The sequence below is a fragment of the Aeromicrobium sp. CnD17-E genome (assembly GCF_024124745.1).
GTDB lineage: Bacteria > Actinomycetota > Actinomycetes > Propionibacteriales > Nocardioidaceae > Aeromicrobium.
Map to the genome: position 1 here is coordinate 1 of NZ_JAMXRU010000092.1, position 12,516 is coordinate 12,516.

Below are 12,516 nucleotides of genomic sequence, written 5' to 3' on the forward strand. Positions count from 1 at the left end.
GCTGCCGAGCGTCGCGGCGGCGGCAGCGGTCGCGAGGCCCGCGACGTCGGCCACCTGGAGGGTCAGGAACGTGACGAGCACCGGGCCGACGATGAACACGGCTTCGGCGATGACCGCCTCGATGGCGAACGCCGTGGTCAGGAGGGGGCGGTCGTCGCGCAGCAGGTGGGTCCAGCGGGCCCGGACCAGCGACCCCGTCTGCGGCGTGAACACGCCGGCCACGGCGGCCGCGAGATGCGGCAGCGGGGCGGCGGCGTCGCGCGTGACGGCCAGCACCACCGCGGCCATGCCGATCGCGTACCCGGCACCCGCGAGCAGCAGCACGACACGCTGCCCCCACCGGTCGCTCAGCCGGCCGTGCACCGGCGCGACGACGGCAGCCGCGGCCACGTAGGCGGCGGCGACCAGGCCCGCGGCCCCGTACCCGCCGCCGTGCTCGCGCACCAGCAGCACCAGACCGAGCGACGCCATCGACAACGGCAGTCGCGAGACCAGCCCGGTCAGGCTGAACAGCGCAGCGCCCGGCAACGCCAGGACCCGGCCGTACGTCGATCGCACCCTGCCCCCTCCCTCGCTGCGTGGCTGCGCGACCGCAGACTACCGGCGGCACGGGCGGAGGACGGGGAGCGGTGGAGGGTCGGGCTTGGGCCTGGGCGTCGGGACGTGCGCTTCCTGCGGTGGCCGCGGATTCGCTGGTGCGCTGCCTGCGGGGGTCCGTACCTGCTGGTGCGCTGCCTCGGCGTTCGCTGGGGGTGGTCTCCGAGAGGGCCTCGACCGGCAGCGAGCCGAGGGCCGGTTTCGGGTCGCGGGGTCTGGCTTGGGCTCGCGGGTGACGCACGATTCGTCTTTTTCGCGTTCTTGGGCCACCGATCTGCGTTCCCGCGTTCTATCGGTGGACCTGCAACCGCAGGAGCGTTCTTGCGGTTGGAGATCCACCGATGGCGGGCGTCGCGCCGGAAGGATTCTTCCTTCGTGTGGAACGGTCCACTCAAAGGAAGAATCGTTCGTCACCCCACCGCAAAGTGCACCCACGATTCTTCATTCACGCGTGCGAGACCTGACGCTTCTGCGTTCGCGACGGGATCCCGTAGGCAACGCAGAATCCTTGCCCTCCCGCACACGGACGCAGAATCTTGTGTCCACCCCAGCACCAGCCCACAGACCGAGACCCCGTACCAGCTCCGGTGCCAGCCGCCCGGTCGAGGCCCTTTCGGAGACCAGACACAGCGAAGGCCGAGGCAGCGCTCCAGTAGGTCGAGACGCCCTGCGGCAGCGCAGCAGCAAGCACAAGCCCCCCGCGGCGGCGCAGCAGCAAGGTCACGACCATCGGCGGCAGCGCACCAGCACCACCCACCTCCACCCCCTGCCGCACCGCGCGTGGTGGCGGTGCGTGGGACGATGACGGCATGGACGTCCGCCCCTTCGATGCACTCCTCTACGTCTCCTTCGGTGGTCCCGAGAAGCCCGACGACGTGGTCCCGTTCCTGGAGAACGTGACCGTCGGCAAGGGCATCCCGCGCGAGCGGCTGGAGGAGGTGGGGGAGCACTACTTCCTGTTCGGCGGTCGCAGCCCGATCAACGACCTGAACCGGCAGGTCATCGCGGCGCTCGAGGGTGAGCTCGCGTCGCGCGACGTCGACCTTCCGGTCTACTGGGGCAACCGGAACTGGGACCCGTACCTGCGTGACGCGCTCGAGCAGATGGTGGCCGACGGCGTCCGCCACGCCGCGTACTTCCTCACGAGCGCCTACTCCTCCTACTCGGGCTGCCGTCAGTACCGCGAGAACCTCGCCGACGCGACCGAGGGCCTCGACATCGAGCTCAGTCGACTGCGGCTGCCCTTCAACCACCCCGGGTTCGTGGCGCCGTTCGTGGAGCACACGCGGGCCGCCCTTGGCGACGCGCCCGACGACACCCACCTCGTGTTCGTGACCCACTCGATCCCCGACGCGATGAACGACGCGAGCGGTGGCCCGGGCGTCGGCGCCTACCGCGACCAGCACCTCGAGACCGCGCGCCTCGTGATGGCTGGGCTCGAGCCCCAGCACCAGGGCCTGCCGTGGGAGCTCGTCTACTGCTCGCGGTCCGGCTCGCCGCGCACGCCGTGGCTGGAGCCCGACGTCAACGACCACCTCGAGAAGCTTGCCGCCGACGGTGTCACGTCGGTCGTGGTCGTGCCGATCGGGTTCGTCTCCGACCACATGGAGGTCGTCTACGACCTCGACACCGAGGCCAAGGCGACGGCGGAGGAGCTGGGCCTGCGCTTCGTCCGCGTCCCGACCCCCGGCTCGCACCCGGCCTTCGTCGCGATGATCACCGACCTCCTGCAGGAGCGCGCGGCGGCCGATCGTGGCGAGGACCCGACGCCCGCCACGATCGGCACCTGCGGCGCGAACCCGTGGGTGTGCGTGCCGAACTGCTGCGCGAACCTGCGCGGCGACCGCCCGGCACACGCATGAGCGTCGCCGTCGACCCCCACGCACTCGTCGAGCTGGCCCGGGAGGTCGGGCTCGAGGCCGCGGCGCTCGTGCGCGCGCGCCGTCCGAAGGGTCGGGTGGGCGTCGCCGACACGAAGTCGAGCCGCGTCGACGTGGTCACGGAGGTGGACCGCGCCAGCGAGGAGCTGATCCGGGAGCGTCTGCTCGCCGCCCGGCCCGACGACGGGTTCCTCGGCGAGGAGGGCGGCGGGGTCCGCGGCACCAGCGGCGTGGAGTGGGTGGTCGACCCGATCGACGGCACCGTCAACTTCGTCTACGGCATCCCGGCCTACGCGGTCTCCATCGCGGCGCGCCTCGACGGCCCGGACGGCGCGACCGAGGTGGCTGGGTACGTCGTGAACATCGCGACCGGCGAGGAGTGGGCGGCCGTCCTCGGCGCCGGCGCCTGGCGCTGGAGCGATGACGAGCGGCGGCCGCTGCACGCCCCCGAGCCCCCGCCGCTGGCCGAGGCACTCGTCGGCACCGGGTTCGGCTACCTGCCGGAGCGACGCCGCGAGCAGGGCCTCGCCGTCGCGCAGCTGCTGCCCCAGGTACGTGACGTTCGTCGCATCGGCGCGGCCGCGCTCGACCTGTGCGCACTCGCCGACGGCACGCTCGACGCGTACGTCGAGCAGGGTCTGCAGCCGTGGGACAGGGCTGCCGGCGCACTCGTGGCGCGCGAGGCGGGTGTGCGCGTCGAGGGACTCGACGGAGCGCCCGACGGACGGCTCGTGATGGCCGCCCACCCTGCCCTCGCAGGGGAATACTTCGACGTCGTGCGGGCTTGTGGGTTCTGACCGACGACGGCTTGTGCCGGTGTGGAACAATCCCGTCGGTTGAACGCACACGACGGAGGGGTACATGGCTACCGACTACGACGCGCCTCGCAAGACTGAGGAAGAGCAGTCCGAGGACAGCATCGAGGAGCTCAAGGCGCGTCGCCACGAGAAGAACTCGGGCAAGGTGGACGAGGACGAGGTCGAGGCGGCCGAGTCCTTCGAGCTGCCTGGTGCCGACCTCTCCCACGAGGAGCTGGCCGTCCAGGTGGTGCCGCGCAAGTCCGACGAGTTCACGTGCTCGTCGTGCTTCCTGGTGCACCACCGGTCCCAGCTCGCCGAGGAGAAGGGCGACCGGCTCATCTGCCGGGACTGCGCCTACTGACGCAGCACGCACCGGTGGGACGTCCCACCAGCCCGGGCTCGCTCAGCGCGAGCGCCGACGACGCCGAGCCGGCTTCCGCGAGGGAGCCGGCTCTGTCGTTCCTGCGGCTGCGGCCACGCGTGCCCCGACCGAGGCACCCTTGAGCGGCTTCATCCCGGGCGGGAGGTCGCCCGTGGACCGCACCCAGTAGCCCGCAGCGCCGCGGCGCACGAGCAGGCGGACCACCTCGACGAGGGCGCCCCCGACGACCGCCCACGCCACGGCCTCCTTGGTCTCGACGTCCGGGTGCCGCCCCGCGGTCGGGGGCTTGCGACCCGTCGCGAGGCGCCAGGTGAACGTCGAGGCTTGCCGGGCGAGCAGACCCGCGGCGATCGTCGTCGAACGGTCCAGCAGCTTCCAGCTGGTACGGCTGGAGCGCGAGGCCTTCCGCGGCGGGGTCGCCGTCTCCAGGCTGGGGGTCGTGCGGGCCTTGCGGGACCTGCGGGCCATGGTCGTCACCTCGGGTCTGGAGTGGGCTGGTCGGGAGCGTCGGACGGGGCGGGACGCGCGCCGAGCGCGGCGGCTACCGCCTCCGGGTGGCGGGTGGAGACCAGCCAGTAGGGGGCCGGGTCGGCCGGGTCGTCGACGTCGACGCGCACGGCGGTGTCGACGTAGGGGCGCACGTGCAGCCAGGCGCGGGCGTCGGCGCGGGGTCCGAGGGCCTCGCGGGTCGCGACACGGTCGAGCGGGGTGACGGCACCCACGTGCTCGGACGTCAGGAACGCGCGTCCGACGCGCAGACCGTCGGGCCCCGCGTCGACGACGGTGCGTCCGTAGGCCCACACGACGGCGCCCGTCAGCACGGCCACGCCGACGAACGTCACCACGGCGGCGCCGGTGCCGGCGACGACCAGCAGCAGCCAGGCCCAGGCGAGGGCGAAGGCGAGCACGCCGACCCACCACGACACGGGAGCCACGAGGCGCTCACGACGGTTCTGCACCCTGCAAGCCTGCCGCATCCAGGCCAGGTCCACCCGAGTAGGGTCGCGAGCATGCTCGAGATCGCGGTGCGACGCCTCGACCCGCAGCTCCCGGTCCCCGCGTACGCGCACCCGGGGGACGCGGGCGTCGACCTGCACGCCGCAGCACCGGCCACGCTGGCCCCGGGCGAGCGGGTGCTCGTGCCGACCGGCATCGCCATCGCCCTGCCCGACGGCTACGCCGCCTTCGTGCACCCCCGGTCCGGGCTGGCGCTGCGGCACGGCCTCTCGGTCGTGAACACGCCCGGCACCGTCGACGCGGGCTACCGCGGCGAGATCAAGGTGCTGCTGGTCAACCACGACCTGCAGGAGACCGTCGAGGTGGCGCGGGGCGACCGCATCGCGCAGCTCGTCGTCCAGCGCGTCGAGCACGTGACCTTCCGCGAGGTCGAGTCACTCGAGGACACCAGCCGAGGCGCCGGGGGCTACGGCTCGACCGGCGGCCACCGATCCGTGGGAGAGCACCGATGATCCGACGTCGCCGCGAGCGCGAGCAGACCGCACCCGACGAGCCGACCGCCAGCGAGCCGACCGACGCGGGGAGCACGCCGACCCGACCGCGTGACTCCACGGAGGCGTCCGCGGACGAGCCGGGCTACGTCGACCTCGGCCCGCTGCGCATCCGCGGCCGGGTCGGCTTCCAGCTCCAGGTGCCGCAGGACGACGGCGGCGGCGCCGGTTCGGTGGTGCTGGTGACCGAGGAGGCGGGCCTGGAGCTGCGCGCCTTCGCCGCACCACGCAGCGGCGGACTGTGGGACGAGGTGCGCCAGGAGCTGGTCGCGGAGGTGCAGCGGCTCGACGGCCAGGTCGAGGAGGTCGACGGGCCGTACGGGCCGGAGCTGCGCGTGCAGATCCCCGTCACCCTGCCCGACGGCCAGGACGGGTTCCAGCCGTCGCGCATCGTCGCCGTCGAGGGTCCTCGGTGGATGCTGCGCGCGACGTTCCTCGGCTCGGCGGCCCTCGAGCCCGACGAGGACGGTCTCCTCGAGCAGGCGTTCCGCGAGGTCGTGGTCGTGCGCGGTGACGACCCGCGCCCCGTCCGCGAGCCGCTCCTGATCGAGCTGCCGCCGGACGCGGAGCCCGTGACCCTCGGTCCTGACGGCGAACCGACCTAGGATGGACGCATGCCTTCGCGACTGAGCCGTGCCTGGCGCCGGCCGACCCTCGAGCAGATCGAGGACGACGAGCTGCAGCGCAGCGCCGACCAGGCCGGCTGCCGCCTCCTGGCGTCGCAGTCCGACCGTGCCGTCTGCTCGCTGCACGGCGAGCTGCGCTCGGTGACCACGCGGCCGGTCTCCGACGGGGTCAGCGCGCTCGAGGCGCAGCTGTATGACGGGTCCGGCCAGGTGACGCTCGTGTGGCTGGGCCGGCGCGAGATCAAGGGCATCGAGCCCGGACGTCGACTGACGGTCCACGGCCGCATCGGCCGGCGCGGCGACAGCTGCGTGCTCTACAACCCGCGCTACGAGCTCGATGCCTGACGCCTCCCCCGAGCCCGCACGACACGACGGTCCGGGCGACGGGGCACGTCGCTACGCCACCGTCGAGGAGCTCGTCCGTTCCAAGCTGGCCGAGGCGCTGGGCGGCGGCCGCGGCATCGTCGAGAGCGCCGTCCCGACGATCGTGTTCACCGTCTGCTGGATCGTCACGAAGGACCTCCGCACGTCGTTGGTCGCGAGCGTCGGCAGCGCAGTCGTGCTGCTCGCCGTGCGGCTGGTGCAGCGCTCCACGGTCCAGTTCGTGCTCAACGCCCTCGTCGGCATCGCGATCGCCGCGGTGTTCGCGTCGCGCAGCGGCGAGGCGCGCGACGTGTTCCTGCCCGGCATCCTCTACAACGGCGCCTACGCGGCCGTGTTCGTCGTGTCGATCCTGGTCGGCTGGCCGCTCGTCGGCTTCCTCATCGGCAGCCTGACCGGCGAGCCCACCGAGTGGCACGAGGACCGCCAGCTGGTCCGGCTGTGCTCGCTGCTCACCTGGCTCTTCGCCGCCCCCTGCATCGTGCGCGTCCTCGTCCAGTACCCGCTGTGGGCCGGCGACCACGTCGCCCTCCTCGGCACCTCCAAGGTCGTGCTCGGCTGGCCCCTCCAGGTCGCCGCCTTCGCCGCGATGGCCTGGGTGCTGTCGCGCAACGCCACCCCCCTCGAGCCGGGCGCGAGCACGCGCTGACGCAGCGCCTGGACGTGCTGGTGCGCTGGCGCCGGGGGCCTGGGGTCGGTGGTGCGCTGCCTCGGCTGGCGCTGGGTGTGGTCTCCGAAAGGGCCTCGACCGGGCGGCTGGCGACGGCGCTGGTCCGGGGTCTCGGGCTGTGGCCCGCGTGGGACCCATGGATCTGCGTTGGTGAGTTGAAGGTCAAGGCTTCTGCGTTTGCTACGGGATCCCGTCAGCAACGCGGAAGCGTCCGGCCTCAGGCGCGCGAATGAAGAATCGTGGGTGCCCTTGGGGGTGGGGGTGGCAGCGCTTCTCCCTTCGCGTGGCACGGTCCACGAGAAGGGAGCATCGTTGCCGCGTCTGGCCCGCCGGCGGTGGATTTTCAACCGCACAGGCGCTCCTGCGGTTGCAGATCCACCGATGGGACGCGCAAACGCAGATTCTTGCGTCCCACGCGAGCCACAGCCCGAGACTCGAGCCGCCGCCGCTCCCATCCGCCCGGTCGAGGCCCTTGCGGAGCGCAGGACGAGTCGGAGCCGCGCCGGCGCACCCCCACCCGAGCGAGAAGCCGCGCCAGCGCACCCCACCCGAGCGAGGAGCAGCGCCACCCCAGAAAGAGGGTGACGCGACGTCAGGACTTGGGGGAGAGCAGCGAGCCGATCTCGACCTCGGCGTCCTCGGCGGTGACGAACAGCAGCTCGTCGCCGGCCTCGAGGGAGCGTTCGGGGTCGGGGGTCTCGATGGCGTTGTCGCGCAGGATGGCGACGAGCACGACGTCGCGCGGCCAGGGCACGTCGCGCACGAGGCGGCCCGTGTAGGGGGAGTCGGCCGGCATGGTCAGCTCGACCAGGCTCGTGTTGCTCTGGCGGAAGGTGAACAGGCGGACGAGGTCGCCGACCGAGACCGCCTCCTCGACGAGCGCCGACATGAGACGCGGGGTGGAGACGGCCACGTCGACCCCCCACGACTCGCCGAACAGCCACTCGTTGCTGGGGTGGTTCACACGGCCGACCGTGCGCGGCACCGAGAACTCGGTCTTCGCGAGCAGCGAGACGACGAGGTTCACCTTGTCGTCACCGGTCGCCGCGATGACGACGTCGCACGTGTGCAGGCCGGCCTCCGCCAGCGATGACATCTCGCACGCGTCGGCCAGCAGCCACTGGGCGTCGGGCACGACGTCGGAGCGGATGGACCCCGGCGACTTGTCGATGAGCAGCACCTGGTGACCGTTCTCGGTCAGCTCGAGGGCGACGGAACGGCCGACCGCACCGGCACCGGCGATGGCGACGCGCATCAGGCCTCCTCAGGTCCGGACTCGAGCACCGCGTGGGCACGCTCGGCGTCCTCGTCTCGCATGAACACGGCGAGCACGTCGCCCTCCTGCATCACGGTGCGGGCCGTCGCGACGACCCCGGAGCCGAGCCGGGTGAGGTACGCGACGCGCACGCCGGCGGCGTCCTCGAGGTCGGAGACGTGACGGCCGATCCAGGGGAACGGTGCGTACACGGTGTCGAGGCGCAGCTGGCCGGACGGGTCGCGCCAGGCCGGCTCGGACCCGGCCGGCAGCAGACGTCGCAGCACCTGGTCGGCGGCCCACGGGACGGTGGCGACCGTGGGCACGCCCAGCCGCTCGTACACCTCGGCGCGACCGGGGTCGTAGATGCGCGCGACGACGTTGCCGACGCCGAACTGCTCGCGAGCGACGCGCGCGGAGATGATGTTGGAGTTGTCGCCGCTGGAGACCGCCGCGAAGCCGTCGGCCTGCTCGATCCCGGCCGCGCGCAGCACCTCGCGGTCGAAGCCCATGCCGGTGACCGTCGTCCCCGTGAAGCCGGGGCCCAGGCGACGGAACGCGTCAGGGTTGGAGTCGATCACGGCCGTCGTGTGGCCGCGCTCCTCGAGGCTGCGCGAGAGCGTCGAGCCGACGCGGCCGCAGCCCATGATCACGATGTGCACGGAGGCGACGCTACACGGACGCGAGGACGTCGTGGGACGGTCCGGCGCACCGGTGCCGCGCCGTGCGCCCGCGCCCCGGCGGGCGGACGACCCCGCGGCTACCATCGTCGCTCGTGGGCATGGTCGAGTCCGTCAAGCGGACCATCGTCGGACGGAAGCTGCGCAGTACCCAGCTGGGGGAGACGCTGCTGCCGAAGCGCATCGCCCTGCCCGTGTTCGCGAGCGACGCGCTGTCGTCCGTCGCCTACGCCCCTGACGAGATCTTCCTGACGCTCTCCATGGGCGGCATCACCGCCTACGCGTTCAACTGGAAGATCGGCATCGCCGTCGTCCTCGTCATGCTGACGGTCGTCGCCTCCTACCGCCAGAACGTCCACGCCTACCCGAGCGGCGGCGGCGACTACGAGGTCGCCACGACGAACCTCGGGCCGAAGGCCGGCGTGACGGTGGCGAGCGCCCTGCTGGTCGACTACGTCCTCACGGTCGCCGTGTCGATCTCCTCGGGCGTGCAGAACGCCACCTCGGCCATCCCGTGGCTCGTCGGCCACGAGGCGCTCGCCGCGTCGATCCTCGTCCTGCTGCTCATGGCGCTGAACCTGCGCGGCACGAAGGAGTCCGGCACCGCCTTCGCCGTCCCGACCTACCTGTTCATGGTCGCGATCGGCCTCATGGCCGCCTGGGGGCTCGTCCGGTACCTCCTCGGCGACCTGCCGCAGGCGGAGAGCGCGCCGTACGACATCGCCGCCGAGGCGCCCTACGACTCGGCGCTCACCGGACTGGCGATGGCGTTCCTGCTGGCGCGTGCCTTCTCGTCCGGCTGCGCCGCCCTCACCGGCGTCGAGGCGATCAGCAACGGCGTGCCCGCCTTCCGCAAGCCGAAGAGCCAGAACGCCGCCACGACGCTCCTGCTCCTGGGCACCATCTCCATCACGATGCTGATGAGCATCATCCTGCTCGCCGACGCCATGCACGTCCGCTACGTCGAGGACCCCGCCCACCAGCTGCTGCTCGACGGCCAGCCCGTCGGCGAGGGCTACGACCAGCCGACCGTCATCGCCCAGCTCGCGAAGGCCCTCTACAGCGACGCCCAGCCGCTGTTCTACTTCACCATCGCCTGCACGGGCGTGATCCTGGTCCTCGCCGCGAACACCGCCTTCAACGGCTTCCCCGTCCTCGGCTCGATCCTGGCCCGCGACGGCCACCTGCCCCGCCAGCTCGACACCCGCGGCGACCGTCTGGCGTTCAGCAACGGCATCGTCCTGCTCGCCGTCGCCGCCATCGTCCTGATCCTCGCGTTCGACGCCGAGGTCACCAAGCTGATCCAGCTCTACATCGTGGGCGTGTTCGTCTCCTTCAACCTCAGCCAGCTCGGCATGATCCGGCACTGGACCCGCCACCTCGCGACCGAGACCGACCCCGCCGAACGGCGTCGCATGAAGCGCTCGCGCGTCGTCAACAGCTTCGGCCTCGCGATGACCGCGACCGTGCTCGTCATCGTCCTCATCACCAAGTTCCTCGCCGGCGCCTGGATCGCCATCCTGGCCATGACGTTCGTCTTCTTCCTGATGCTCGGCATCAACCGTCACTACCAGCGGGTCAGCGACGAGCTCGCCATCGACGACACCGACGTCGCGCTCCCGTCCCGGGTGCACGCGGTCGTGCTCATCGGACGCCTCCACAAGCCCGCCCTCCGCGCCCTCGCCTACGCCCGCGTCGCCCGGCCGTCCACGCTCGAGGCGCTCTACGTCGAGCTCGACCCGCAGGACACCACCGCCCTCCGCGAGCGGTGGGACGAGCTCGCCATCCCCGTCCCGCTCACCGTCATCTCCTCGCCGTACCGCGAGCTCGTGCGCCCCGTCGTCAAGTACGTCAAGGAGAAGCGCCGCGAGAGCCCCCGCGACATCGTCAGCGTCTACATCCCCGAGTACGTCGTCGGACGCTGGTGGGAGCAGCTCCTGCACAACCAGACCGCGCTCCGTCTCAAGGGGCGCCTGCTGTTCATGCCCGGCGTCATGGTCACGAGCGTGCCCTACCAGCTCAGCTCCGCCGCCAAGGTCAACCCGCGCAGCGTCATCGGGCCCGCGCCCGGCGACGTCCGCCGCGGTCTCGGCGACCAGCCCCGCCCCGAGCAGCCCCACGACGACAGTCCGGACACGCGCCCGTGAGCGACTCCGATCTGCCCGTGGTCGAGGTGGGGTCCGTCGCCCTGTGCCCTCGGTGGGCTCGTGGGCCCGTGCGAGGTGGTCGGGTGTGAACGAGTCGAGTCTGCCGGTGGTCGAGGTGGGGCCCGTCGCCCTGTGCCCTCGGTGGGCTCGTGGGCCCGTGCGAGGTGGTCGGGTGTGAACGAGTCGAGTCTGCCGGTGGTCGAGGTGGGGCCCGTCGCCCACGGCGGAAGCTGTGTGGCGCGGCTGGACGGGCAGGTCGTGTTCGTCCGGCACAGCCTGCCGGGGGAGCGGGTCCGCATCCGCGTCACCGACACCAGCAAGCGGTTCCTGCGAGCCGACGCCGTCGAGGTCCTGGAGGCCTCGCCCGACCGCGTCGAGCCGCCCTGCGCCCTCGCGGGCACCTGCGGTGGCTGCGACTTCCAGCACGTCGACCCCGCCGCGCAGCGCCGACTGCTCGCCGACGTCGTCGCCGAGCAGCTGAGCCGACTCGCCGGCATCGAGCGCGACGTCGTCGTCGAGGAGGTCCGACCCACCCTCGGCTGGCGCACCCGCGTCACCTGGTCGACCACCCCCGACGGACGGCCCGGGCTGCGCAAGCACCGCTCGCACGAGGTCGTGCCCGTCGACCACTGCCCGATCGCCCACCCCGACCTGCCCGACGTCACCGCGCACCGGTGGGACAGCGGCCCGGTCGAGGCCATCGTGTCGTCGACCGGGCAGCGCCTCGTCGTCACCGACGCCGCCGTGCCCGCAGATCTCGACGTCGACGGCGTGGCCGGCACCGACGGTCACCGCCGCGCCGGAGGCACCCGGCTCACCGAGCACGTCGCACCGCACGACTTCACCGTCACCGGGTCGGGCTTCTGGCAGGTGCACCCGGAGGCGGCAGGGACCCTCGTCGACGCGGTCCTCGATGCCGCCGAGGCGCGCCCCGGCGACCGCGTCGCCGACCTGTACGCCGGGGTGGGCCTCTTCACCGCCTTCCTCGCCGACGCCGTCGGACCGGACGGCCTCGTGGTCAGCGTCGAGGCGGACCGGCAGGGTGCCCGCGACGCCCGGAGGTCGCTGCACGGTCGCAGCGAGGTGCGTCTCGTGGCCGACTCGACCGAGGGGGCGTTGCGTCGCGACCCCGCGCTCGCGGAGGGCGTCGACGTCGTCGTCCTCGACCCGCCCCGCACCGGCGCGCGCAAGGCCGTGCCGGGCGTCGCGGCGCTCGGTGCCCGCCGCGTCGTCTACGTGGCCTGCGACCCGGCGGCGCTCGCCCGCGACGTCGCCACGTTCGCCGAGCACGGGTACCGCCTCGGTCCGCTGCGGGCGTTCGCGCTGTTCCCGATGACGCACCACGTGGAGTGCGTGGCCGTCCTCGACCGCGTCGACTGACCTCAGCGGCCGCCGACGAGGTTGTCCGAGGACCACCTGGACGGGCAGGGTGTCGCCATGGCCTACGCCGACCCGACCGTGTGCCCCGACTGCCGGGCGCGACTCGCCGGTGCGCGGGTCTGTGCCCGCTGCGGTCTCGACCTGCGCACCGCCGAGGCGGGGCGGCTGTGGAACCAGCTCCTGCGGGTCGACCGCGACCTCGAGCGGGCC

Annotated in this window: 14 protein-coding genes; 9 read left to right on the forward strand and 5 right to left on the reverse strand. The window is 72.6% G+C overall.

Going from position 1 to position 12,516, the window contains the following annotated elements; translation table 11 throughout:
• Positions 1–558: MFS transporter (locus tag NH339_RS14455; protein WP_374208313.1), on the reverse strand; the 558-nt coding region annotated here is incomplete at its 3' end.
• An 848-nt stretch (positions 559–1,406) separates the two neighbouring features.
• Here NH339_RS14455 and NH339_RS14460 point away from each other — a divergent pair.
• From NH339_RS14460 to NH339_RS14470, 3 genes are all read left to right on the forward strand, one after another.
• A complete protein-coding gene (locus tag NH339_RS14460; RefSeq protein WP_253026575.1) occupies positions 1,407–2,459 on the forward strand; it encodes a ferrochelatase in 1,053 nt (350 codons plus the stop codon).
• Positions 2,456–3,274: an inositol monophosphatase family protein gene (locus tag NH339_RS14465; RefSeq protein ID WP_253026577.1), complete on the forward strand. Its 819-nt coding sequence runs from the start codon at positions 2,456–2,458 to the stop codon at positions 3,272–3,274. Before NH339_RS14460 ends, NH339_RS14465 begins: the two co-directional genes overlap by 4 nt.
• A 64-nt stretch (positions 3,275–3,338) precedes the next feature.
• Positions 3,339–3,638, forward strand: a complete 300-nt coding sequence (locus tag NH339_RS14470; protein ID WP_067857109.1) for a DUF4193 domain-containing protein — start codon at positions 3,339–3,341, stop codon at positions 3,636–3,638.
• Between the two features lie 42 nt (positions 3,639–3,680).
• Here the strand turns inward: NH339_RS14470 and NH339_RS14475 are convergent, their stop codons facing one another.
• A complete protein-coding gene (locus NH339_RS14475; RefSeq protein ID WP_253026579.1) occupies positions 3,681–4,127 on the reverse strand; it encodes a DUF4235 domain-containing protein in 447 nt (148 codons plus the stop codon).
• 5 nt (positions 4,128–4,132) lie between these two features.
• Complete coding sequence (locus tag NH339_RS14480; protein WP_253026581.1) at positions 4,133–4,618, reverse strand: DUF3093 domain-containing protein; 486 nt, start codon at positions 4,616–4,618, stop codon at positions 4,133–4,135.
• 51 nt (positions 4,619–4,669) lie between these two features.
• On the opposite strand from NH339_RS14480, the gene dut reads away from it, so the two are divergent.
• Genes dut through NH339_RS14500 form a run of 4 tightly spaced genes read left to right on the forward strand, consistent with a single transcriptional unit; the run spans position 4,670 to position 6,823 of the window.
• A complete protein-coding gene (gene dut / locus NH339_RS14485; protein ID WP_253026583.1) occupies positions 4,670–5,128 on the forward strand; it encodes a dUTP diphosphatase in 459 nt (152 codons plus the stop codon).
• Positions 5,125–5,772 (forward strand): DUF3710 domain-containing protein, encoded by a 648-nt coding sequence (locus NH339_RS14490; protein ID WP_253026585.1) that lies wholly within the window; start codon positions 5,125–5,127, stop codon positions 5,770–5,772. Before dut ends, NH339_RS14490 begins: the two co-directional genes overlap by 4 nt.
• 9 nt (positions 5,773–5,781) lie before the next feature.
• Positions 5,782–6,138, forward strand: coding sequence for an OB-fold nucleic acid binding domain-containing protein (locus NH339_RS14495; protein ID WP_067857126.1), 357 nt, complete (start codon positions 5,782–5,784; stop codon positions 6,136–6,138).
• A complete protein-coding gene (locus NH339_RS14500; protein WP_253026587.1) occupies positions 6,131–6,823 on the forward strand; it encodes a DUF3159 domain-containing protein in 693 nt (230 codons plus the stop codon). The genes NH339_RS14495 and NH339_RS14500 overlap by 8 nt, the downstream gene beginning before the upstream one ends.
• A 613-nt stretch (positions 6,824–7,436) precedes the next feature.
• Here the strand turns inward: NH339_RS14500 and NH339_RS14505 are convergent.
• Positions 7,437–8,099: a TrkA family potassium uptake protein gene (locus NH339_RS14505; RefSeq protein ID WP_067857134.1), complete on the reverse strand. Its 663-nt coding sequence runs from the start codon at positions 8,097–8,099 to the stop codon at positions 7,437–7,439.
• Complete coding sequence (locus NH339_RS14510; protein WP_253026588.1) at positions 8,099–8,761, reverse strand: NAD-binding protein; 663 nt, start codon at positions 8,759–8,761, stop codon at positions 8,099–8,101. The genes NH339_RS14505 and NH339_RS14510 overlap by 1 nt, the downstream gene beginning before the upstream one ends.
• Before the next feature lie 119 nt (positions 8,762–8,880).
• Here NH339_RS14510 and NH339_RS14515 point away from each other — a divergent pair, with 119 nt between their 5' ends.
• On the forward strand, positions 8,881–10,926 hold the full coding sequence (locus NH339_RS14515) for an APC family permease (RefSeq protein ID WP_253026590.1): 2,046 nt from the start codon (positions 8,881–8,883) through the stop codon (positions 10,924–10,926).
• 174 nt (positions 10,927–11,100) lie between these two features.
• A complete protein-coding gene (locus NH339_RS14520; RefSeq protein WP_253026592.1) occupies positions 11,101–12,306 on the forward strand; it encodes a class I SAM-dependent RNA methyltransferase in 1,206 nt (401 codons plus the stop codon).
• Positions 12,307–12,516 lie beyond the last annotated feature (210 nt).